We start from the raw sequence: 23,221 nt of genomic DNA on the forward strand, positions 1-23,221 counted from the left end.
TACATGGCTTATGAAACGGCTATTTCTTTAACCCAGCAAAAAAGTGAGGTCGCTATCTCTATTTTTGAAAGACGTGAATCGCAAGTTCAGAGCTACGCAAGATCCTTCCCAGTTGTGTTCGACAAGGCACAAGGCGCTACCCTTACGGATGAGGATGGAAAAGAGTATATCGACTTCCTCGCCGGGGCCGGCAGCCTGAACTATGGACATAATGATCCGGGCATGCGCGATGCCCTGATGGAATACCTTGGCTCGTGCGGTATTACCCATGGCCTTGATATGCATACACGGGCCAAGGCTGCGTTCCTGACAGCATTTGAAGAACATATCCTTAAGCCGCGCGACATGGACTATGTGTTGCAGTTTACTGGCCCGACCGGCGCAAATGCCGTCGAAGCCGCGCTGAAGCTGGCCCGCAAGACCAAGGGGCGCAGCAATATCATTAGTTTTACTAACGGTTTCCACGGGGTGACACTTGGCGCCCTTGCGACCACAGGAAACGAACATCATCGCGGCGCTGCAGGCGTGGATATGCCGGGAAGTACAGCCATGCCGTATGACGGCTATCTCGGTAAGGAAACAGATAGTACGGAATATCTCGACCGTGTACTGGGCGATCCGTCCAGCGGTATCGACCTCCCTGCGGCTGTCATTGTCGAATGCGTCCAGGGTGAAGGTGGGCTGACTGCCGCACGTATGGAATGGCTGCAGAATCTGGAAAAAGTATGTCGCAAGCATGATGTCCTGCTGATCGTCGACGATATTCAGGCCGGCTGCGGGCGGACAGGCACCTTTTTCAGTTTCGAACCGGCGGGCATCAAACCGGACATGGTAACGCTTTCGAAGTCGCTCTCCGGCTATGGCTTGCCCTTTGCCGTTACGCTTATTAACCGTGAACTTGATATCTGGGAGCCCGGCGAACATAACGGCACGTTTCGCGGCAATAATCATGCGTTCGTTACAGCCACTGTCGCTATCGAAAAATTCTGGAAGGATGATAGCTTTGCAAACAGTGTGAAGGATAAAGGCGAAAAGTTACGCAATGGCTTTGAAGCAATCCAGAAAAACTACGCCGAGCAAGTTGTTGAACTCCGCGGGCGCGGGATGATGCGCGGCATTGTTGTTGAATCTGGTGATCTCGCGGGACGTATCGTAGAGGAGTCCTTCAAGCGCGGACTGGTCATCGAAACCTCCGGCGCGCATGGCGAAGTTGTAAAATGCCTCGCCTCCCTCACCATAACGGATGAGGAACTGACCCGCGGACTGGAAATCCTCAAGCAGGCGTTTGCCGCAGCTATTAATGCAGGAAATTCAGATCTGATCGCCGCTGAGTAACTGAGACAAAATGACTAATAAATTTTCAGGAGACTACTATGATCGTTCGCACCCTTAAAGAGTGTGAGAACTCGAACCGCACAATAAAAACTGACACATGGAAAAGCGTGCGCCTTTCGCTCGCCGACGACGGCATGGGATTCTCGTTCCATATCACGACGATCTATGCCGGGTCGGAAACGCCGATCTGGTACAAGAACCATTTCGAGACGGTGTACTGCATCTCCGGCAATGGTGAAGTAGAAACTGTCAGCGACGGCAAGGTCTACAAGATCGAGCCCGGCACTGTCTATATCCTGAACAAGAATGACCAGCATATCCTGCGGGGTGGAACCGAGGATATGCAGCTCGCCTGTGCTTTTAATCCTTCCCTTAACGGTCGCGAGGTCCATGATGCGGACGGCGCCTACCAATTGAACGAAGAAGCGCTTCAAGACGCTTGAGTGCGCGGAAACGGGAAACCAATGATCAGTAATCAAAGTCCAGCCTCCAAAAGCGCAAAAATAGCCGAGGAACGGAAGACTCATACCGTCCACAAGATTGGCGGCACCTCGATGTCGAATATCGAGGTGGTGTTCGATAACATCCTGATCGGCGACAGGAAAGCGGAAGCGCTCTATAACCGGATTTTCGTTGTTTCTGCCTATGGCGGCGTCACGGATCTACTGCTGGAAAACAAAAAAACGGGCGAACCGGGTGTTTTTGCACTCTATGCCGGGTCGGAAAATGACTGGGCATGGGGCGATGCCTTATCCAGGGTGCAAAGCCATATGCTGGAACTCAATGCCAACGCCTTTGATGACGAAGCTGACCGCAAACTCGCCGACCGCTTCGTACAGGAACGGGTCGAGGGCGTTCGAAGCTGCCTGATCGATTTGCAGCGTATCTGCGGATACGGTCATTTCAAGCTTAAAGAGCATCTGATGACGGTGCGGGAAATGATAAGCGGCATTGGTGAGGCCCACAGCGCCCATAACACAATGCTGTTGCTGCGCCGCCGTGGCGTAAACGCGGAGTTTGTCGATCTTTCGGGCTGGCGCGAAAGCGAAAGCATGAGCCTTGAAGACCGCATCCGCAATGCCTTCGCCGACATCGACGTAAAGAAGGTGTTGCCGATTGTCACCGGCTACACCCAGGCCGCCGACGGCCTGATGGGAATTTACGGACGTGGATATTCAGAAGTGACGTTTTCCGCGATTGCCTGTGTTACCGGCGCCAAAGAGGCTGTCATTCATAAGGAGTTCCACCTTTCGAGCGCCGACCCCCGGATCGTCGGTGCCGACAAGGTGCAACCCATTGGCCGGACAAACTATGATGTCGCCGATCAGCTGTCCAACATGGGTATGGAGGCAATCCATCCCCGGGCCGCGAAAGGTTTGCGACAACAGGGCATTCCCCTTCGCATTGTCAATACATTTGAGCCGGATCATCCCGGCACGGTTATTGACGAGAGCTGGAAACCTGACGAGGCCCGCATCGAGATTGTGACCGGCCTTGAAAATGCCTTTGAAGTCGAGGTGTTTGACCAGGATATGGTTGGCATCCCGGGCTCCGGCGAGATAGCCCTGACGGCTTTCCGTCGCTTCAAGGTACCGCTCGTCAGCTGGAGCATGAATGCAAATACGATGTCCTTCTATGTCTCCGCACCTTTGAAGCAGATACGCCGTGTGATTGAGAATATCCAGAAGCATCAACCCGGCGCGGACATTCAGACCCGCAAAGTCGATATTGTCTCGGCAATCGGGGCAAATCTTCGGGCAAAGAACCTGCTCGGCAGCGCAATTTCGGCCATTGAGAGTTCCGATCTCGAACTTCTCGCCACCCATGTTTCAGGGCGCGGCGTCGATATCCAGTTCGCCTTCCCCGATGGGAGCTATAACGAGGCTGTTGAAATTCTACACAAGGCGCTTATCGAAAAGGCGGGCTACGATCTGATCGACGCCAAGAGATCTGCCGCCTGATAGCCCAATGCCCTTAATGTGATCCTTCATCGTTCCAATCCTTTGGACGATGAAGGCACATGCGGTTTCGCACTCAGTCCGCCAGCCATATCCGCACCCTTCCATACTGAACGGTTTCGTGACCGCCATCTAGAGTGCAGGCTCATACGGGAAAATCTTTTGGCGATCTCTTGTTCTTGATGACGCCCTTGAAAAGCTCCATCAACCAGGCGAAATGCCACGCAATCTCTCAGAACGTCTGCGGAGCATTTCAAGAGTGGTCAGCATCAGAATTGACAGCACTACCAGGATCGTTGCCACGGCAAGAATGGTCGGGCTGATCTGTTCGCGCAGGCCGGTAAACATTTGCCAAGGCAATGTTTTTTGCCCCGCCGACCCGACAAACAAAACGACCACGACTTCGTCGAAGGAAGTAATAAATGCGAACAGGCCGCCCGCAATAACACCTGGAAGGATAAGCGGCATCTGCACCCTGAAGAATGTCGTCACCGGATTTGCACCAAGATTTGCGGCTGCCCGGGTCAAACTGTGATCGAAGCCGACAAGTGTCGCTGTCACAGTAATGATGACGAAGGGTATACCAAGAGCAGCATGGGCCAAGACAACGCCCAAATACGTCCCTTGCAGGCCAACACGGCTGTAGAAAAAGTACATCCCGGCCGCAGAAATAATCAACGGCATAATCATGGGAGAAATCAGGATCGCCATAATTGCCCGGCGGAAAGGTACAAACGGCTGGCTCAGCCCGATTGCCGCCAGCGTCCCCAGTGAAACCGACAGCAATGTCGCGACAGGAGCAATCGCAAAACTGTTCTTGAGCGCGCCCTGCCAGTCGGAATTGGTGAAGAAATCTTCATAATGCTTGAGTGAGTAACCCGCAGGATCAAAGTTCAACATAGCCGGCGTAAAGGTAAAGAAATTCTCGGCATTGAAACTAAGCGGCATCACAACGATAATCGGTGTGATCAGAAATAAGAAAATCGCCCAGCAAATAACCACGAAGGTATGATGCCACAATACCTGACCCGGTGTTGCATAAGACGGCAGCCGACGCCGGTAATCCCCTGTTGCAAGCCAGAAGACGAACCAGGTAAAAACCCAGCCAAAAATAGCCCCGATGATGGCCCCGGAAATCTGCGCCTGCAGATAGCCGAATATTAATCCGAGAATGACCATCACAATCTGGGAAATCCGCCGGGATTTGGCAATCTTCACGATGCCGAAGGCGACGATACCGCCGAGCACCAGCCCGCCAATCAAGCCAATCAGCGGAATATCCTGCGTCATGCCGAACAGTAAACCGAATACGGCAGCAAAGAACGCGCCGCCTCCAGCTACAAGCTGGTTTGAGGCGACAACGGGTTTTTCTGTTTTTTGTGCAATCATGTTTTCACCCCCCCAACTTTACATTATCAATGCCGACAATACGGTCATATACCCAGTAAAGCAGCAAGACGACGGCCAGCAGGATTGTTCCGAGGGCGGCGGCAAGGCCCCAGTTGAGAGAACTGGAAATATGGTAGGCAATCCGGTTGGAAATAAATGTACCCGTTGTACCGCCAACGATTTCCGGCGTGATGTAGTAGCCAATTGACAGGATAAACACCAGGATTGAGCCGGCGCCAATACCGGGTACGGACAGCGGGAAATAAACCCGCCAGAAGGCCGTCCAGTTTGTCGCCCCGAGCGACTTCGCGGCGCGGGTATAGGTCTCGGGGATTGTGCGCATAACCGAATACAGCGGCAGCACCATGAAGGGCAGCAGTATGTGTGTCATGGCTACAATTGTGCCAAACTGGTTATTAATCAGCACCAATCGCCCGGCCTCATCCACCAGATTGAGCCAGACGAGGGTGTCGTTAATCACGCCCTGTTGCTGCAGCATGACTTTCCATGCCGATGTCCGGACCAGCAAGGATGTCCAGAACGGCAGCAGAACCATGATCATGAGCAGGTTGGCTTCCCGCATTGGGCGGTTCGACATCAGCCAGGCAATCGGATAGCCCAGCAAAATCGCACAGCCGGTAATAACAAGGGACATAAACAATGTCCGCATGAACAAGACGCCATAAATCCGTTCATTCTCAGGGCGCACCGAGTACCCTTCAAAATCCTTCTGAAGGTCTATGGCATTCAGAAAATACCCCTCTGTATAGCGCGAAGAATAGGTTCGCAGGGTTTTCCAGACATCTTCGTTAGTCCAGTCCTTGTCAAATGTGACGAAGGCTTCCTTAAAATTGACGGTCTCGAAATCCGGAACGGCAGCCGCACTTTTCTGGATCAAATCACTGGCTTCGGAAGCATCATCAAGCGCCAGCAGATCATCGTACAGGGCGACATACATGAAATCTTCCAGAGCTTCTTCGTCCGGATTGTCGCCATCGGCAATCACATAATCCCGCCAGGCATCATATGCCCACATGGCCCTTGGCAGCAGCTCCCTGGCAGTCGCATCATCAGCAAGAGACTGCCAGGTTGCAATTTCCGTCCAGCTGGGATCAACATCTTCGAATTGGTCCCTGTAAACTTCCACGTCGAGGCGGCTTACCCGGCGCCCTGACTTCCGGAAAAGAGATGAAATTCCGGATTCCTCATAGTTAAGGCGGGTGCCGAGGCGCGTATGTTCCTTGTTTTCTGCCGCCACGAACATGTCTACATAAAGCGCAGAAAAGACTTTCTCGCTTGGCACGATGGATTCAATTTCACCGTCTGTATCTATCAGGGCAACAGTTTGAGGTAGGGTTTCCTCGACAATCTTGTTTTCCACCGAACGAAACAACATGTCGGCAATAGGCGCGATAAACGTGATCAGAATGAATGCAAGTAATGGGGCAATTAACAATAAAGCCCTGAACTTCTGCAGACGCAAAGAGCGTTTCAGGCTGCGCTTTAGGGGTGTCCCATCAGCAGATAATACGGGACCATTGTCGGTGGAATCACTCATTCTTAAGTCGCCATTTTAAAATTCTAAAATTGGCCGGAATCTCCCTGCCGGCATGCAAAAAGAGCAGGTGCCGATGCACCTGCTCTTTTATAGTTTTATTGGGCTAACCAAGCTTGGAATTTCGCGTCAATATCGTCGCGATAATCTGCCCAGAATTCGTAGTTATACAAGAACGTATTCTTGGCATTTTCCGGATCAGTCGGCATATGCGGCGCCATCTCGATACCAAGGTCAGCATGCTTGCCAACCAGCGGCGCAGATGATTTCCGGGCCGGGCCATAAGAGATATACTTCGCCTGGTCAGCAAGACGCTGGGTATCCGTCGCGAACTTCAAATAGTCCATTACGCGAGCCTTACGTTCATCACTGAGACCAGCCGGAACAATCCAGCCGTCAAGGTCGAACACCTGGGCGTCCCAGAGCATTGCCACAGGCTGGTTCTGCTCTTCAATCAATGAAAACAGCCGACCGTTATATGTCGAACCCATAATAACTTCGCCATCGGCCAGAAGCTGAGGCGTATCAGCACCGGCAGACCACCAGATTACATCGTCCTTGATTGTGCCGAGCTTGGCAAGAGCCCGCTCCTGCCCTTCCTCAGTCGCGAGGACATCATAGACATCGCCCTTGGCGACTCCGTCACACAGCAGAGCCCACTCCATATTATTGATCGGACGCTTTTCCAGTGACCGTTTACCTGGCCAGGTCTTGGTGTCGAAAATAGCACAAATATCGGTTGGTTTTTTATCGCCCACCAAATCCGTGCGGTACCCGAAAGCAGTGGAGTAAACGATCTGCGGAATAAAGCAGTCAGAAACAATCAGGTCCCCGAAGTCTTTACTTGGAGGCGTGCCATCCGGAGCGTTTGCCAAAACCTTGTCATGGTCGATTTCCGCAGCCAGTCCTTCGTCACAAAGACGAATGGCATCGGATGCAACGACGTCCACAAGGTCCCAGGTTACATTCCCGGCTTCGTCCATCGCCCGCAGTTTTGCGACTGCTTCAGCGGAACTCTCGTCATTAATGATATTAATGCCGGTCTTCTCCATATAAGGCTCATGATAAGCCTTCATCTGAGATGTTGAATAGGCTCCACCCCAAGACACGATCGTCATTTCATCTGCCATATCAGCTGCTGTTACCGCTGTCGCACTGACAGCCGTAAAAGCAATCGCTATGGACAGTTTTGTAAACATTTTCATAAAAACCTCCTGTAAAATCACTCAGTTATTTTATTGTGATACTAATTGGTACACGGGATACCCCAACACAATCCGCCTTTTGCAAGGTTGTCGTCGCCAGGGCTTCCCTGTTATCAAGCATCAAGTGCCCGACAATCTTCTGCCAACCACCCAATCTCAATCTGTTGGCCCGGCTCAAACCGGACCTGATTAGCAGCATTGCGTGTCTTGACAATGAAATCTTCATTTCCCGCCACTCTCAGACGTGTACGAAAGATGTCACCCATGTAGATAAACTCAAGCACTTCAGCATTGAGCGTATGGGCATCTTCACCCAGACGATCACGACCGAATTCAACTCTTTCCGGACGAATTGAGACTTTGGTACGCTCTCCAACTTTACTTACATTCACCGGCGTCGTGTCAATTATGCCGCCGCCATCAAGCCGAACCAACGCCTGATCGCCACGGATTTCCTCCACTACGCCATCAAGCGTATTATTCTCGCCGATAAATTGAGCAACAAAACTGTTTTCAGGCTCTTCATAGAGCTGATCGGGCGGCGCCAGCTGCTGGATACGCCCATCATCAAACACCGCAACCCGATCCGACATGGTCAGGGCTTCTGTCTGGTCATGGGTCACATAAACCACTGTAATGTCCAAGTCATCGGCAATGCGTTTAATTTCAAACTGCATATGTTCGCGAAGCTGTTTATCAAGCGCGCCCAGCGGTTCATCCATCAAAACCAGACTGGGGTCAAAAACCAGAGCGCGCGCCAGCGCTATGCGCTGCTGTTGTCCGCCAGATAACTGGGCGATACGGCGGGCGCCGAAAGCCCCCATCTGTACCATCTCAAGCGCGCGTTTGACTTTTTCCTCACGCTCGGATTTGCTCATTTTGCGAATTTCAAGCGGAAATGAGAGGTTCTCGTTTACCGTCATATGGGGGAAAAGAGCATAGTTTTGAAACACCATGCCAATTCCGCGTTTATGTGGCGGAATATTGTTAATGCCTTTCCCATCCAACCGGATATCCCCATGAGTCGCCGTTTCAAATCCGGCCAGCATCATGAGACATGTCGTCTTTCCCGACCCCGATGGCCCCAGCATCGTCAAGAATTCGCCTTTCGGCATTGAGAGGTTCAGATCTTTGACAACCAAAGTCTCGCCATCGTAACTCTTCTGCACACGGTCGAATTCGACGAACGCATGCTCCTCCACTGTATCAACCAAATTGGTCCCCTCTTTTCCTATTCAGTAGATAAAACAAATCCATTAGTTCACCTTCCTGTATAAACTGATTACAACAAGATTCTCCAAATAGCACAACCGTATAAATTAATTTTTTTATGAATCGATCAAAAAAAATTGAACAATCGCCTGTATAACAGGGTTTACACAACGTATCCAACTGGCGGCTCCGATCAAAATTTATATCAATATATATCAATTACTATGTTGAATCAGAAAAGTTTTTCAATTTTCAGCCAACATACCATTTTGGTATTTCTGATATTATAGGAATATTATATATCTAAGGAACAACGTCTTGCTATGGAAAAGCAGCTCTTTCTTAAGGAAATTGTCAGACGAATGCGCTCTCGTCTCCTTTTGGCGCAATTGGCAATAAGGTGCCACCATTATGCTGCGCCAAGTTGTTGCCACTCGGCCAGTGCGGCATTTCTCTGAAGCACCAATTCTTCTCGGCTGGTTAGGTGACGTTCATGATTGAAGAAGTTATGGACTGATGAGAGAATAGAAACAAATTCTCGCAGACTTCACAGTCGCCTGAATTTCGGCATAGCCTGCTCTTGTCGCCGGAACGGGAGATGGGAATTTTCACAGCAATTGTTCTTCCAACGGCAAACCTCTTGAACCTCTGCGTTTCCGATGGACTTCATGGCGGCACAATATGAACGTAAACTATCCGATATATTTATTTGGATTCCCATGCCGCTTCATGAAAGCTGTTGAATCCTCCTTCATGGAGAAAATCTTTAACGTTGTGAAAGGGCAACGGAAACCTGACGTACATCATCACCGCAAGGCGGATGATTTCAGGTGGTGTTTTGAAATAGCGAAATGAGTTTCTTTTTTTCAATTAGGGAGAGCGGGAGATGGCAAATAGGACAACAACCTCTTTTCTTCTGATAGCATCTGCCAGCGCATTTGCACTGCCAAAACAATATATCGAGATTATTCAGGCCACGTAACGGCGCCAGGTTTTGAGATCACTGATGTTCTTCGCGCCGTGTACTCCGGCTGCTTCGCAGACAAAGCCTTTCAAGTTGGTCCCGTCATTCAATTGCACCGTTCCAATCGCAAGCGGATACGGAATGTTTTCCATGAAGAAGCCCAGTTCTTCTTTTGGCAGCGCCCAGACTTCAAGCTCTATTTCATATCCCTTTCCGGGTTCTGTGCGAACCAGGCCGGGGCGATCTGGTGGCCCTCCGGCCAAGGCATAAAACTGATACTCGTTTGCAGTTGACGCCTTTCTGATGAAACGTCCACAGCGCAAAGTCAGTTCCTTGTTTAGCGGCAAACCGGACATATGCGCGCCACACACCGCGATTTCAATTTCGTTGGCACGTACGCTGCCAGCCTTCTGCTGAAGAAATGGTGGAGTGGGCCAATCAGTAGCACCCATTTTTCGCTGCAGCCGGGATTGAATTTCCTGGCCGATCACCGCAATTTCCGCGTCTTTTCCTGCGGGCGCGAGTAGGGTCAAGCTACCCGGGCGCCCGTCACTTCTTGGGCCGATCGGGAAGGAAGCGGCACACATATCCAATAAATTGACAAAGTTGGTATAAGTCCCGAAATTGGAATTCGGTGTTACAGGATCTTTCTCCAGGTCTTCCACTTTATAAAATGTCGGGATGGTCGGAACGCATAAATAGTCCAACGCCGCCAATATCGGTTCCGCTAATCGCTTTAAATGTTCCAGCCTATACATGCCCCGAAAAACGTCTGCAGAGGAAAACTTCTCTGCGGCGGAGATAATTTCACGCGTGACAGGGTGGATTGCGTCGGGATTTGTCTCCATCAGCTTTTCGATAGTTGTATAGCGCTCGGCAATCCAAGCCCCCTCATAAAGCATTTGCGCCACGTCATAAAATGGCGTGAAGTCAATTTCGATGATCTCTGCGCCAAGTTTCGTCAGGTCATCAAGACCCTCTCGAAAAGAGGCCTCCTGTATTTTGTCCCCGAAAAATTTGATAGATTTCGGGTCAGGGACTCCCACTATGATTTTGGGCGGAATGGTGGGCAGAGGTTTAGCCGAAATCCTTCGCGAGTAGCTATCCGCCTCATCGAATTTGCAAGCAACTTCAAATACCTTATAGGCATCTTCAACCGTCAACGCGAATACGGAAATGGTATCGAGGGTCCGACAGGCGGGAACCACCCCGGAAGCGGAAAAGGCCCCGAGTGTTGGCTTCAGCCCTACAATATTGTTCAGTGCAGCGGGTACGCGGCCTGAGCCTGCAGTATCCGTTCCAAGGGAAAAGCAGGCAAAGCCATGAGCGACAGATACAGCAGAGCCTGATGAGGAGCCGCCCGGTACGATACTGGGGTCTATCGCATTTTTCGGTGGTGTATAGGGCGATCTGATCCCGACAAGACCTGTGGCAAATTGATCAAGGTTGACTTTCCCCAATAATAACGCGCCGGCCTCCTTCAGGCATTTGACGACAAAGGCGTCATCTTTTGCAATATAGGTAAAGTCCGGACATGCCGCCGTAGTCGGCATCCCTTCTACATCAATGTTGTCTTTAACAACATAGGGAATACCCCATAAAGGCTTGCTGTCATCAAATTCCCCGAGCTCGCGGGCTGCCGCGATCACTTCCTCTATATTCAGCATATGAATAAAGATGCCTGGGTCGTTGACCAATGCAATTCGCGAGTAAGCCTGCTCAACTATTTCCGTGAGCGGTGTTCCATTTCGGTAGGAATCATGCAATACGGATATTGTAAAGGGGATGTTATTCATCAAAAATACCTGTAGTAATCAAGCTGCTGTCAAGCCTTTGGGGGGCTTTGGCACGGTAGACAAGAGGGTCCGGGTGTATTCAGAGGAGGGCTGGTTCATGACAATATCCGTTGTGCCCTGTTCAACTATCTCGCCGTCACGCATCACAATGACATAGTCGCTCAAGAGCTTGACTACCTGCAAATCGTGACTGACAAACAGGAAGCTCATTCCCAGCTTGGCCCTCAAGTCGGCGAGGAGGTTGAGGACGATCGCCTGAATGGACACGTCGAGAGCCGCTGTCGGTTCATCCAGGATCAGGAACTTGGGATTTACAGAGATCGCTTTTGCGATACCGACACGCGCTTTCTGTCCCCCGGAAAGTTGGTGGGGAAAACGATCAAGAAGATGTGAGGGCAGGCCAACAAGACTGGCCAATTCCTCAATCCGTTCGTTCAGGGCCGCCCCGTGCAACTTCAAAAGCTGCTTAAGAGGGTCTGCAATGGATTGCCGGGAGGTAAAACGCGGATTGAGACTGTCAGTTGCATCCTGAAAAACCATTTGGATATCCGTTCGCCGTGGATCTTTGGCAAATGCCTTGGCAGGCACTTTGGTCAGATCTTCGCCGTTAAATAATATACTGCCTGAACTGCTGTCCAGAAGCCGCACCAGCATGGAAGATGTCGTTGATTTCCCGCAGCCGGATTCGCCAACGAGACCAACTGTTTGGCCTTCAAAAATTTTGAATGACACACCTTTCACAGCATCGACAGGCCCAGATTTTCCGATATATGTTTTCCTGAGATCTTCAACTTCAATCAAAGGAACCTCACTGATTTGGCGTGGCGGTAATGGGGAATTCGCGCCGTCCGGTAGTAGGTCCCGAATAGAGCTGCCTTTCGAGGGTGTCGCCTTCACGAGCTTTTGGGTATAGGGATGCTCTGGCGATGAGAATATTTTCTGGGGGGTCCCTTGTTCGACAACTTCTCCGTTTTTCATAACAGAGATTTGGTCACAATATTCTGTCGCGAGGCCCAGATCATGGGTGATCAGGATGGCACTCATCTCTCGATCCCGAATTAACTCTAGAACCAGATCCATTACCGCCTTTTGCGTGGTGATATCCAGGCCGGTCGTCGGTTCATCTGCGATTAAAAGCTTTGGGTTGCAGGCAAGTGCGATGGCAATAACGACACGCTGGCACATTCCGCCGGATAACTCAAACGGGTAGGCATTGTAGCGTTCCGCTGCATTTTTGATTTTCACGGCTTCCAGGGCTTCAATCGCTTTTTCTTTTGCGGTGTATCGAGTGGCTTGGGCATGTTGGCGGAGGACGTCCTCTAACTGATGTCCGACTTTCCGTATAGGGTTGAGGGCCGCGCGCGGATTCTGAAAGATCATTGATATCTCGCGGCCACGGATTTCTGCCATTTGCCTTTCTGTAGCATGACGTAGATCAATTCCGCTGTAGTTGATCTCCCCTTGGCGAATTACCCCGCCTCTATCAAGAATACGCATCAGTGCATAAGACGTTACCGATTTGCCTGAACCGGATTCACCTACAATTCCCAATATTTGGCCTTTGGGAACGTCCAGAGAAACACCCCGGACCGCATCGACTGTGCCTCGTCGAGTCTTGAAAGATACACTCAGGTCTTGAATTGATAGCATGTTCAGGTCCTTTGCCGTGGGTCAACCATATCGCGAAGGCCATCGCCTAGCAGATTAAAGGTGAAGACCGCCAGCATAAGCCAAAGACCCGGGAAAACGGCAAGCCACCATTCCCCAGAAACAATGAAATTCGCACCTTCGGCGACCATGATACCCCACTCGGGTGTCGGGGGACGTACCCCGAGGCCGATAAAACTCAGGCCTGCGGCATTCAGGATTGCCCATCCCAGATTGAGGGAAATCTGGACCATCATGGGGGGCAGAGTGTTGGGGAAAATTTGTAGCGCCAAGATCCGAAGATCCGAATTTCCGGAGAGTTTCGCAGATTGGACGAAGCCCGAATTGCGGCGGATATTGACTTCCGCCCGAACCAGCCGAGCGTAGAAAGGAACATTGATTATGGCGGTTGCGTAAACGATATTCTCTATTGTATTTCCAAGTGCGGCGACAATTCCCATCGCCAATACAAAAATGGGGAATGCCATAATGGTATCGAGTGTGCGGCTGAGTATAATATCCAGCTTCCCGCCCCAATAGCCAGCCGCACTTCCCAGGATTGAGCCGACAACAAATGAAATAGCGACAGCGGATACAGCAATGAGGAGATCAAGCCTGGTAGCAGAAATAACCCGACTAAAAACATCCCTCCCGAGCGCATCGGTTCCAAACCAATGTTTCAAGTTGGGCGGTTGCAGGACGTTTTCTGAATCTGACGCAAGCGGATCAAAGGGAACCAGGTACTGCCCGAAGATAGCGGAAAGGACGTAGAAGCCGAACAGAGCAAAGGCGATTAACGTGACAGGGTTCTCTTTAAGAACATAAAGAGTATGGGAAATGCTGGTTGATTTGCTGTCAGATCCCGGATTCGCATTTTCACTGATTTCTGTCATTCTGTATCAAATCCTATGCGAGGATCGATAAGGCTATATGTCAAATCGATGATGAGATTGAGGGTAACGAACAGGAGCGCCATGGCGAGTACAAACCCTTGTACTGCCGCGTAATCCGACACTACCAGAGCTTCAACGGCATAGGATCCAATGCCGGGCCAGGCAAAGACTTTCTCCACCAACACATTCGCGCCGAGAGAGAATGAAAAGACCATACCTAACGTGGTGATGATCGGAAGAAGCGCATTCCGGAAGGCATATCCGTATGTAACTTTGTGATCACTTAACCCGGCCGCCCTTGCTGTTCGAATGAAATCAGACGACAGAGCGCTCAGCATGGCGGCACGTGTCATTCGGGCAATCGGGGCCAATGTAAAAAGAGCAAGTGTAATTGCGGGAAGGATAAGTTGCTTGAGAGCGGCAAACCAGGTTTCCCAGTCTCCGGCAATGACCGCGTCAATTAAATAGAAACCCGTAACGTCGTCTGGTTCGATGTACAAGAAATCCAGCCGTCCAAGAGGAGACGGGGCCAATCCAAGGAGATAATAAAAAATATAGATAAGCAGTATCCCTGTAAAAAAAGTGGGCAGGGATACTCCGGCGGTTACCAATATTCGGCATAATTGATCGATTAATGATCCAGGATTCTTGGCGGCAAATACGCCGATTGGAATGGCGATGGCGCAAGAGAGGATCAATGCGGTCAGGGTAAGCTCCAGTGATGCAGGCAATCGGCTTGCAAGATCTTCGGCGACCGGCTGTCCACTATATACGGACTGACCGAAATCACCCTGCAACAAATCCGTTACATATTTTAGGAACTGAATAGGCAAAGGTTTATCCAGGCCCATTGACGTTCTGATCTGGGCAATTGACTCCTCGTCTGCGGCCGCTCCAGCAAAATAGACGGCAGGATCACCTGGCAGCGCGCGGGTCAACACAAAACTGATGACCACAACACCAACGACAACCGGAATAGCCTGAACAAGCCTTTGGAGGATGGCGCGCAAACGAGGAGGCATCAATTAAGCTCCCTTCAAAGGACGGACATCCAATTGACGATGGAACCAGAATTCGTAGTCCTTCGCACCATTCACCGCAACATTGAGAGCTGGCTGCCAAAGTGGAATTCGCGGAAGATCTTCGAAGGCAATCTCGAACATACGCATAACATTCGGTGCATATTTTGGATCATCCATTGGCATATGCAATGTGCTGTCGACGAGGCTTTCAATCTCCGGGTTCATGTAGTTGGAGGAATTGAACAGATGCCCATTTTTGTATGCCCAGAAGAAATAGTAATCGGGCGTATTCAGCCACCCACCGAAGTTTTCCAGGTGGAGCGGGAGCTTCTTCTCGACCAATGCGGCGGTTCTCCAGTTGGCACCTGGAATTTTTTCGATCTCAGTCGATATGCCGATTTTTTCCAGATTTTCCTGAATCAGCAACGCTGTCGGTTCCATCCAGTCCGCCAGCCCGAGGCTGATGGAGAAGGGAACAGAGAAACCTTCGGAAAAGCCGGATTTGGCCATAAGATCTTTCGCCTTATCCAGATCCGTAAAATAGGGAGATTTGCGTGGCCATTCGATTGAGTCGATTGTTTCAGGACCGCCCCACAAGCGGGCACCTCTGCCATATGCAGCTGCTTGAAAGATTTCTTCATACGGAATAGAGTAAGCGACTGCTTTTCGAACATTTGGGTCCTGAAAAGGCTCGAACGTATAGTTCAAACCAACACAATGCATGCAATTTTCTATCGGTGTTGAGTAGACATCCACTTTATCCGCCAACTCTTTCGCATCCTTATTCGGAATATTGAAGGATAACTGGACGTCCCCTTTTTCAATCAAGGCACGACGGGTGGAGGGGCTGGGAACTTCTCTGACTATGACGCGTTTGATCGCGGGAAGTGGCCCACCGACCCAGTTGTCATTGCGTTCGTACACAAGCTGTTCACCAGGATTCCATTTGATTACTTTAAAAGCACCGGACCCGGCAGGGGTATTGTGAAGATAATCGGTTGCCCAGGGATCTTTTTCCGTTGCATTGGCTTTCGCGACTTTTGAGTTAATGACAAAAGGTACCGGCACGGCCAAATCCGGGAGAGTAAGTTTGGAGGCTTTTTCCAGGGTTATAACAAATGTTTCATCATCAATTGCTTCAAACTGCTCTGGCTTGACCAGCCCACCGGCCTTCATCTGGACACTCGGAAAACCACCAACAGAAACAGCCCGGTCAAAGGACCATTTGACATCCGCTGCTGTGACTTTTGTTCCGTCCCAGAAGGTTGCGTCCGACTTAATTTTGAAGGTGAGTTTTAATCCGTCGTCAGAAATACTCCAGCTTTCCGCCAGTTCTGGCTCGATTTTGGTGTAATCGTAAGATAGTCCACCGCCAGGGGCTTCTTTCGTTCCAAAGGATACCAAGCGGTCATAGCAATTAACGGCGATTTGATAGCTGGCTCTGTTGGTTCCTTTCCGGTGCAAATCAAGGCTGTTTATTGTTTGACCTGTTACAGCGACGATGACATCGCCACTGGCCGCCTGTGCGGGCAATACTTTCAGGAAAGGTAAGCTGGCTGCACCCAGTGCCCCACCTGAGATTTTAAGAAAATTTCTTCTGGACGTTGATAGAGTCATCGTAATTCCTTTCAGCGCATAAAACTCGAATGGGGATTCTTGTGTAGCGCTTTAAACCGTGCCTCTTTCTTTGTGTTATTTCCAATGCTATAAATTCACAAAAGCGGTGCATTTTTTGCATCGATTGCAAAAGGAGAGTCGATTGTGAAGCATTTACAGACGTTTCATTTAATCGAAGCCGTAAGCCGAGCCGGTTCTATCCGGAAGGCGGCTGAAGATATGAACATTACGGCGTCCGCCCTAAACCGGCGAATACAGCGATTTGAGTCAGAATTTGGCTCGCAAATATTCGAGCGGCTCTCCCGTGGTGTTCGCTTGAACCCGGCTGGTGAGCTGGTGTTGCAGCATATAAGAAGCCAAATTTCGGATTTGATAAGAGTGCAAAATCAGGTGGCCGATCTTTCAGGGGAGCGCCGGGGGCACATTTCAATTGCTTGCTCTCAAGCCCTTCTACCGTATTTCCTGCCTATCGAAATTGCGAAATATAGAGCCGAACATCCCGGAGTCAGTTTTTCTGTAAATGTAAGGGACAGGGCGCAGGCGGAGGAAGAGTTAAGCACATTCGCCAGTGACCTTGCCTTGGTGTTCGAGCCTGTTCACCTTGTCGATTTTGAAGTGATTTGTGCGATTCCCCAGCCGGTTACCGTTTTAATGTCGCCGGACCATCCCTTAGCGGGAGCGGATGAGATTCGATTGCGAGATTGTTTAGACTACCCACATATCTTACCCACAACTCATATCGCAATTCGGCATTTGATTGAGGCATCAGCGCATCGCCTTTCAAGAACGACCGCACCGATTGTTGAAACGGATTCCTTCGAATTCATCCGGCATTATGTGTTGCAGGAAAATTGTTTAGGTTTTCAGATACCGATTGGCCTTAAACAAGACTCTGAACGACCCTTTGTTACAAAGGAAATTTCGAGCAAGGATGTCCCCGTCGGCAATCTCTTCCTAGGCCAGTTAAAAGGGCGTACGCTTCCGGTGGCATCTGCTCGATTTGCCCTGCGGATCGCGGCAATACTTGAAGAACGTTTTGATGTTTGAGTCATATTTTGGCGCAGTCCGACGAATGCGGCGTAGTCACTGTTTGGCATAATTCGGCATAAGGGTTCCCCTATTATGCCGCACTGAGTTGCTGCCACTCGGCAATAGCAACGTCAAGTTGAACTTTGAATGTGGGTCTTGAGTTGAGATGGCGTTCCGAGTTGAAGTGGTTATGGACTGATGCATGGATTGAGATGAATTTTTTTAAACTTCGTAGGCGCCTGAATTTCGGCATAGCTTGCTTTCGTCGTCGGAACGGGTGATGGGAATTTTCACAGCAATTGTTCTTCCAACGGCAAACCTCTTGAACCTCGGCGTTTCCGACGGACTTCATGGCGGCACAATATGAACGTAAACTATCCGATATATTTATTTGGATTCCCATGCCGCTTCATGACAGCTGTTGAATCCTCCTTCATGGAGAAAATCTTTGACGTTGCGATAGGACAACGTAAACCTGATGTACATCAGGTGGTATTTTGAAATAGCGAAATGTGTTTCTTTTTGTCATGCTTTGCGGCTTGTCGATGGGCGAATAGTCAAAAATCGATTTTCTTCTGACATGCCGGTTACCATCTATAGTTTTTGTCGGATGGTCTCGGGAGCACAGAATTTTGTCCTGTAAGCGCTTGGCGTAATTGAGGTAATTCTCTTGAATAGCCTGCGGAAAAAAGCCGGTTCGTCATAGCCTACACGATGGGCAATTTCATCAATCGGTAAACCGCTTGCTTCCAAAAGGTGTTTTGCCTGCTCTACTCGAAAACGCTGTATATACTCGATTGTTGTATACCCTGTAGCTTTCTTGAATCTTCTTTTAAAACTACGCTCCGGCAAGCCCGATTGGCTGGTAAGGGTGTTTACCTGAATAGATTCGTGTGAATGTTCCCTGATCCACGCCTGCGCTTTACTAACCACTCCGTCGCCATGACTGACGTCTTCCTGAAATGGAATATAGGGCGTTTGGCCCTCTGGATGCCAATTTAAAAGAAAGTAGCTCGAGGTAAGACCGGCTGTACTTGGTCCGGCAAAACGGTTCACCAAATATAGAATTAAATCCTGCCAGGACCCGGCAGCACCAGACATAATCAGCCTGTCTTCTTCGCCGCAAACGATCAAGGTACGTTCAATTTGTACCTGCACATCAGGGAAACTATTTCTAAGAGTTTTAACAGACGACCAATGGCATGTAACCGGGTATTGATTGAATAAGCCAGCTTCCAAAAGCGGAAAAATCCCCGAACACGCAGAACACATCACCGCGCCGCCAATATGTTGCCTTTTCAGCCAATCAATCAATTGCGGATACTTTTCTGTGGGCCATCGATTTTCGCGGGTTAGCAGCGAAGGCACTATTACAATGTCCGTATGTGAAACCTGGGTGTAGGTTTTAGTCGGGGCGATTGTGATTCCGCTTGCGGTGGTCACAGGCTCCAAAGAATCGCTCACTATACTAACCTCAAATACGTGAGTGTTATTCGCCAATGTGCCCACTGCGCTGAGTACATCAAACAAGCTAATCAAAGTAGATGCCATCGCCTCAGGTAATAGTACCAAACTAACCGAAGTCACAGACCTGCTTTTCATTTAACCCTCCCCTCCATTGATAATTAGTTTCCCTGATTGGCAGAAACAACCCGTTTGTGGCAATTTCTAATCTTATTCGCACTCGATATATCTTTTATATTGAGAGCCACAAAAGCTTACTGGAAGCAACATTAAGGACATCAAAATTGTCTAAGACGGGTAGCCAAAATGTAACTGAGATTAATTGCTTCCGTACTTAAGGCTGTGAGACAGCCAAACAATCCGGCTGCATAGAGGCCATAACAAACAGATACAGAAAAAAAGTGAGGTTTAAATGTTCAAGATAATATTTCTTGTCAAAAAACGGAGCGACATGAGTCGTAAGGCTTACCAAGCCTATAGTACAAACACACATGGCCCTCTTACTTGCGGGCTACCAGGACTTAAAAAGTATGTGTTTAACTATGCACAACCGTCCGATTCAGGGGATCCCCTATTTGACGGCATGGTTGAGCTTTGGTTCGACAATCTCAGTGATTTCGAGCGTGCCTTAGCCTCGGATCAGGGACAGAAAGCACTCGCTGATCAGCAGAATTTTCTGGATACATCTCAAACTAGAATGCTTCCCGTAGAAGAAATTGCACTCGTATAAGACTGCTCCCGGTCAGCACCCTGTTAACGGCTTTTTTATCAATTATTCCCTGCTAACGCCCTGTTCAAGGGAAACTCACCCTACCATCAGACTGGCGGGTAATTTGCGCCCGAATGACCGCTATCTGACGGTCCGGAGACAAGAGCAAAAAAGGGATTGGCCGCGAAATATCGCCCTGTTACGGGCGGTTACGACGCCAGGTAAAATCAGAGACGAATTATCAGGGGTGGGTGGCGGAGGTAGCAGTCCCATGCGAACCCGTCTCTGCCATTTTCCCTGTTTAACAGGGAAAATACTGGGATTTTTGGCGATTTTGACCCCAATTAAATCATCGCGCCACCGTAAATCACTATTTTTATTAATGTTTTCAGAATTATCCAAAGAAACTTAACAGGGAAAATTAATTTCTGATCAGGGAATTAATAGTTGAGAACAGGGAAATAAATCCGATTGATCGTAAGCGTCCATTTGTGACACACTTGTTTGTTGGTGGCTAAATGCGCTTTTCTCCTGACGGTTTTTATCGTGAAGGAGGAGATGACATGGCAAGGGTTAGTTCACAAAAGTCGGCGGAACTCGAGGCGTTCTGGCGCTCTCACCTTGAGGCCTGGCAACGGGGCACGCTGAACCAGCGGGAATATTGCGAGCGTCACGGCCTGCCGTTGAAACGGTTCGGGAACTGGCGGGCGACGCTTGGCGATGACGGGTCGGTGCCCAAGGGCAAGTTGCTCTGGCGGCGCGGCGGGGGCCTTAATCATATGACTGAGCATATGATTAACAGGGAAACTGGTCCGGTCTCGCCAGGCTACATCCCCTCCGGCCGAACAACGGTTCCGGAACCACGCCGGAATTTCAACGAGGCGGACAAGAAGCGTATCATAGAGGAGACCTGCCGGCCGGGAAACTCGGTATCCGGGATTGCCCGACGGTATGGGATTGCACCCCGCCTGCTGTTCAAATGGAAACAGGACTCGTCTTCATCGCAACAGCCGGAAACGACTTTCCTGCCCGTCACGGTCAGTGATGCGTCGGCCACATTCCCCTTGCTCTCCCCCGAACCAACGCCAGCACCGGTCATCGTCGAACGGTCCGCTCCGGGGATCGAGGTGGAGCTTGTCGGCGGGCGCCGGGTCCGCTTTGCCCCTGATGTGGATCCGGAGACCATGCGCAGTCTCGTGATCCTTCTGGAAGGAGCTGTGTCATGATGATGCTCCCTTCAGGCGTCCGGGTTCATATTGCTATAGGTGTTACCGACATGAGAAAAGGCCTCGACGGTCTCGCCATGCTGGTCCAGGGCGTGCTGGCCGAGGATCCGTTCTCGGGACATCTGTTTGCCTTTCGCGGCCGCAAGGCCAATCTGATCAAGATTATCTACTGGGATGGTAATGGCCTGTGCCTGTTCACAAAGCGCCTCGACCAGGGTGGGTTCGTTTGGCCCCAGGCCGATGATCCCGGCGGCAAGATAGTGCTGAGTTCTGCCCAACTGTCGATGCTGATCGAGGGCATCGACTGGCGCGCGCCGGAACGGATCTGGCGGCCGGAAAAGGCTGGATAACAAGGTCTGACAGGTTGTTTTATCATTCATTTACGGGGTGTTCTGATGTATAATCAGACATGCAAGTTGACCTGAACAATCTGCCCTCTGATACGGCCCTTCTGCAACGTCTTGTCCTCGACATGACGCGTGTGATGACCCACCGGGATGAGGAAATTAACCGCCTCCGCCAGATCATCAAACAGCTGCAACGGGCCCAATACGGCCGCCGTTCGGAACGGCTCGATCCGGACCAGCTGGATCTGGCTTTGGAAGACCTGGAACAGGATATCGCCCGCACCGAAGTTGCCCGCCAGATACCGGTTCTGCCCGCCTCTGAAAGGAGACAGGATCCATCACCGAAGGGATTGCCCGATCACCTCCCGCGCACGGAGGTTGCCCTGGATCCTGAACATACCGCTTGTTCCGGTTGTGGCGGGACGCTTCATCCCGCGGGGGAGACGGTCAGCGAGATGCTCGACTGGGTGCCGGCCCAGTTCCGGGTGGTGCGGATCCGCCGCCCGAAGTATGGCTGTCGGAGTTGTGGTCGTATCCACCAGTCCCCCTCTCCGGAACGCCCCATTGCAAAGGGTCTGGCCACACTGGCCCTCATGGCCCAGGTCCTGGTCAGCAAATATTGCGATCATACACCTCTCTATCGCCAGTCCCAGATCTTTGCCCGCCATGGCATTGATCTAAATCGCTCCACCCTCGCCAACTGGGTAGGCGGCGCCTGCTGGTGGTTCGAGCCCTTGTACGACCGGCTGCATCATCATCTTCTGGCCTCATCCCATCTGTTTGCAGATGACACACCGATCCCGGTTCTTGACCCGGGGCGCGGGCGCACGAAAACCGGTCGATTATGGGTTTATGTCCGCGATCCGCGACCCTGGGCCGGCACTGATCCGCCCGCCGCCATCTACTGTTACGCGCCTGATCGCAAGGCAGAGCGGCCAGCCAGCCATCTGACATCCTTCAAGGGCGTTCTTCATGTCGATGGGTATGCAGGCTTTGAGCAATTAACCGCCAAAGGCACCATTCATCTGGCGGCCTGCTGGGCCCATACAAGGCGCAAGTTCCATGAGGTCCATCAAGCCACTGAATCCCCCATTGCCGCCGAGGTTCTGAAACGGGTCGCAGCCCTCTATGCCATCGAAAAGCACATTCGCAACAAGCCCCCGGATGAACGATGGCAGGAAAGACAAAAGCATGCCGCACCGATGATCACGGCCATGAAGCCCTGGCTGGAGGCAACGCTGCATCGCGTCGCTGCCAGAAGCACCCTGGCCGAGGCCATTCGCTATACCCTCACGCGCTGGGACGCACTGTGCCGGTTCCTTGACGATGGCTGCATTGAACTGGACACCAACCCCGTGGAGCGCGCTATCCGTCCTGTAGCTCTCGGTCGCAAGAACCACATGTTCGCTGGCAGTGATGGCGGCGGACAGCGCTGGGCCATGCTCTGCTCACTCATCGAAACAGCCAAACTCAACAACATCGAGCCCTATGCTTACCTGAAAGATATCCTCACCCGCATGACCAACGGATACCCCTCAAACCAGATCGATGACCTCCTGCCCTGGAACTGGAAGCCTCAATACACCGTCAACACATAAAAATGCGTCACAAATGGACGGTTACGAATTAAATCCGATTGATCTGTATTCAAAGAACATCATTAATACACCAAAGCTTCATTACTATAAATTACGTTAAAAGATAGGCGCCACCAATAAGAATCCATGCGGCGATGAACAATGTTTCCGGGGTTACCACATTAACTTAGTAGCGAGAATATTAGAGTAAGCGGATTAAATGGTTGATGCTTCACCTACTGCTGGTGCATGTTTCCTTCGCTAATTCCAGCAAGA

The 23,221-nt window shown here is 50.7% G+C and carries 18 protein-coding genes; 8 read left to right on the forward strand and 10 right to left on the reverse strand.

Features of this window, described 5'->3' with window-relative positions:
* The first annotated feature begins 3 nt into the window (after positions 1-3).
* The 3 genes from ectB to AACZ19_RS14190 are packed head-to-tail and all read left to right on the forward strand — an operon-like array spanning position 4 to position 3,296.
* Entirely contained in the window at positions 4-1,335 is a 1,332-nt protein-coding gene (gene ectB, locus AACZ19_RS14180; RefSeq protein WP_339635080.1) for a diaminobutyrate--2-oxoglutarate transaminase, read from the forward strand.
* Positions 1,336-1,373: 38 nt separating this feature from the next.
* Positions 1,374-1,778: an ectoine synthase gene (locus AACZ19_RS14185; RefSeq protein WP_339635082.1), complete on the forward strand. Its 405-nt coding sequence runs from the start codon at positions 1,374-1,376 to the stop codon at positions 1,776-1,778.
* A gap of 21 nt (positions 1,779-1,799) precedes the next feature.
* The gene (locus AACZ19_RS14190; RefSeq protein ID WP_339635083.1) at positions 1,800-3,296 is read left to right on the forward strand and encodes an aspartate kinase; all 1,497 of its coding nucleotides are present in this window, start codon (positions 1,800-1,802) and stop codon (positions 3,294-3,296) included.
* A 201-nt stretch (positions 3,297-3,497) separates the two neighbouring features.
* Here the strand turns inward: AACZ19_RS14190 and AACZ19_RS14195 are convergent, their stop codons facing one another.
* The 9 genes from AACZ19_RS14195 to AACZ19_RS14235 form a co-directional block, all read right to left on the reverse strand.
* On the reverse strand, positions 3,498-4,682 hold the full coding sequence (locus AACZ19_RS14195; protein ID WP_339635085.1) for an ABC transporter permease: 1,185 nt from the start codon (positions 4,680-4,682) through the stop codon (positions 3,498-3,500).
* Positions 4,683-4,686: 4 nt separating this feature from the next.
* A complete protein-coding gene (locus AACZ19_RS14200) occupies positions 4,687-6,240 on the reverse strand; it encodes an ABC transporter permease (protein WP_339635087.1) in 1,554 nt (517 codons plus the stop codon).
* A gap of 95 nt (positions 6,241-6,335) precedes the next feature.
* Complete coding sequence (locus AACZ19_RS14205) at positions 6,336-7,442, reverse strand: extracellular solute-binding protein (protein WP_339635089.1); 1,107 nt, start codon at positions 7,440-7,442, stop codon at positions 6,336-6,338.
* Positions 7,443-7,555: 113 nt separating this feature from the next.
* Entirely contained in the window at positions 7,556-8,656 is a 1,101-nt protein-coding gene (locus AACZ19_RS14210; RefSeq protein WP_339635090.1) for an ABC transporter ATP-binding protein, read from the reverse strand.
* A 967-nt stretch (positions 8,657-9,623) separates the two neighbouring features.
* The gene (atzF, locus tag AACZ19_RS14215) at positions 9,624-11,414 is read right to left on the reverse strand and encodes an allophanate hydrolase (RefSeq protein ID WP_339635091.1); all 1,791 of its coding nucleotides are present in this window, start codon (positions 11,412-11,414) and stop codon (positions 9,624-9,626) included.
* 18 nt (positions 11,415-11,432) lie between these two features.
* Positions 11,433-13,064, reverse strand: a complete 1,632-nt coding sequence (locus AACZ19_RS14220) for an ABC transporter ATP-binding protein (protein WP_339635092.1) — start codon at positions 13,062-13,064, stop codon at positions 11,433-11,435.
* A 2-nt stretch (positions 13,065-13,066) separates the two neighbouring features.
* Complete coding sequence (locus tag AACZ19_RS14225; RefSeq protein WP_339635094.1) at positions 13,067-13,954, reverse strand: ABC transporter permease; 888 nt, start codon at positions 13,952-13,954, stop codon at positions 13,067-13,069.
* Positions 13,951-14,976 (reverse strand): ABC transporter permease, encoded by a 1,026-nt coding sequence (locus AACZ19_RS14230; RefSeq protein ID WP_339635096.1) that lies wholly within the window; start codon positions 14,974-14,976, stop codon positions 13,951-13,953. The genes AACZ19_RS14225 and AACZ19_RS14230 overlap by 4 nt, the downstream gene beginning before the upstream one ends.
* Before the next feature lie 3 nt (positions 14,977-14,979).
* Positions 14,980-16,593 carry an ABC transporter substrate-binding protein gene (locus AACZ19_RS14235; protein WP_339635098.1) on the reverse strand — a complete coding sequence of 538 codons (1,614 nt, stop codon included), beginning with the start codon at positions 16,591-16,593 and terminating at the stop codon, positions 14,980-14,982.
* Between the two features lie 144 nt (positions 16,594-16,737).
* Here AACZ19_RS14235 and AACZ19_RS14240 point away from each other — a divergent pair, with 144 nt between their 5' ends.
* The gene (locus AACZ19_RS14240; RefSeq protein WP_339635100.1) at positions 16,738-17,640 is read left to right on the forward strand and encodes a LysR family transcriptional regulator; all 903 of its coding nucleotides are present in this window, start codon (positions 16,738-16,740) and stop codon (positions 17,638-17,640) included.
* A 576-nt stretch (positions 17,641-18,216) separates the two neighbouring features.
* Here AACZ19_RS14240 and AACZ19_RS14245 read toward each other — a convergent pair.
* On the reverse strand, positions 18,217-19,224 hold the full coding sequence (locus AACZ19_RS14245; protein WP_339635102.1) for a helix-turn-helix domain-containing protein: 1,008 nt from the start codon (positions 19,222-19,224) through the stop codon (positions 18,217-18,219).
* 274 nt (positions 19,225-19,498) lie between these two features.
* Here AACZ19_RS14245 and AACZ19_RS14250 point away from each other — a divergent pair, with 274 nt between their 5' ends.
* The 4 genes from AACZ19_RS14250 (at position 19,499) to AACZ19_RS14265 (ending at position 22,966) form a co-directional block, all read left to right on the forward strand.
* Positions 19,499-19,816 carry an EthD family reductase gene (locus tag AACZ19_RS14250; protein WP_339635104.1) on the forward strand — a complete coding sequence of 106 codons (318 nt, stop codon included), beginning with the start codon at positions 19,499-19,501 and terminating at the stop codon, positions 19,814-19,816.
* A 542-nt stretch (positions 19,817-20,358) separates the two neighbouring features.
* Positions 20,359-21,021: a transposase gene (locus AACZ19_RS14255; RefSeq protein ID WP_339635106.1), complete on the forward strand. Its 663-nt coding sequence runs from the start codon at positions 20,359-20,361 to the stop codon at positions 21,019-21,021.
* Positions 21,018-21,371 carry an IS66 family insertion sequence element accessory protein TnpB gene (gene tnpB / locus AACZ19_RS14260; RefSeq protein ID WP_339635108.1) on the forward strand — a complete coding sequence of 118 codons (354 nt, stop codon included), beginning with the start codon at positions 21,018-21,020 and terminating at the stop codon, positions 21,369-21,371. Before AACZ19_RS14255 ends, tnpB begins: the two co-directional genes overlap by 4 nt.
* A 59-nt stretch (positions 21,372-21,430) precedes the next feature.
* Positions 21,431-22,966, forward strand: coding sequence for an IS66 family transposase (locus AACZ19_RS14265; RefSeq protein WP_339635110.1), 1,536 nt, complete (start codon positions 21,431-21,433; stop codon positions 22,964-22,966).
* The last annotated feature ends 255 nt before the right edge of the window (positions 22,967-23,221 follow it).

Origin of the sequence: uncultured Sneathiella sp. (genome assembly GCF_963973085.1) — a bacterium.
In the GTDB taxonomy this organism is placed as follows: Bacteria; Pseudomonadota; Alphaproteobacteria; order Sneathiellales; family Sneathiellaceae; genus Sneathiella.

Excerpts from the sequence above, each read along its gene's own strand:
- AACZ19_RS14190 (WP_339635083.1), top strand. The coding sequence starts at position 1,800 with ATGATCAGTAATCAAAGTCCAGCCTCCAAAAGCGCAAAAATAGCCGAG.
- AACZ19_RS14195 (WP_339635085.1), bottom strand. The coding sequence starts at position 4,682 with ATGATTGCACAAAAAACAGAAAAACCCGTTGTCGCCTCAAACCAGCTT.
- AACZ19_RS14200 (WP_339635087.1), bottom strand. The coding sequence starts at position 6,240 with ATGAGTGATTCCACCGACAATGGTCCCGTATTATCTGCTGATGGGACA.
- AACZ19_RS14255 (WP_339635106.1), top strand. The coding sequence starts at position 20,359 with ATGGCAAGGGTTAGTTCACAAAAGTCGGCGGAACTCGAGGCGTTCTGG.
- AACZ19_RS14185 (WP_339635082.1), top strand. The coding sequence starts at position 1,374 with ATGATCGTTCGCACCCTTAAAGAGTGTGAGAACTCGAACCGCACAATA.
- ectB (WP_339635080.1), top strand. The coding sequence starts at position 4 with ATGGCTTATGAAACGGCTATTTCTTTAACCCAGCAAAAAAGTGAGGTC.
- atzF (WP_339635091.1), bottom strand. The coding sequence starts at position 11,414 with ATGAATAACATCCCCTTTACAATATCCGTATTGCATGATTCCTACCGA.
- AACZ19_RS14230 (WP_339635096.1), bottom strand. The coding sequence starts at position 14,976 with ATGCCTCCTCGTTTGCGCGCCATCCTCCAAAGGCTTGTTCAGGCTATT.
- AACZ19_RS14250 (WP_339635104.1), top strand. The coding sequence starts at position 19,499 with ATGTTCAAGATAATATTTCTTGTCAAAAAACGGAGCGACATGAGTCGT.
- AACZ19_RS14235 (WP_339635098.1), bottom strand. The coding sequence starts at position 16,593 with ATGACTCTATCAACGTCCAGAAGAAATTTTCTTAAAATCTCAGGTGGG.
- AACZ19_RS14265 (WP_339635110.1), top strand. The coding sequence starts at position 21,431 with ATGCAAGTTGACCTGAACAATCTGCCCTCTGATACGGCCCTTCTGCAA.
- AACZ19_RS14220 (WP_339635092.1), bottom strand. The coding sequence starts at position 13,064 with ATGCTATCAATTCAAGACCTGAGTGTATCTTTCAAGACTCGACGAGGC.
- tnpB (WP_339635108.1), top strand. The coding sequence starts at position 21,018 with ATGATGATGCTCCCTTCAGGCGTCCGGGTTCATATTGCTATAGGTGTT.
- AACZ19_RS14205 (WP_339635089.1), bottom strand. The coding sequence starts at position 7,442 with ATGAAAATGTTTACAAAACTGTCCATAGCGATTGCTTTTACGGCTGTC.
- AACZ19_RS14225 (WP_339635094.1), bottom strand. The coding sequence starts at position 13,954 with ATGACAGAAATCAGTGAAAATGCGAATCCGGGATCTGACAGCAAATCA.
- AACZ19_RS14245 (WP_339635102.1), bottom strand. The coding sequence starts at position 19,224 with ATGAAAAGCAGGTCTGTGACTTCGGTTAGTTTGGTACTATTACCTGAG.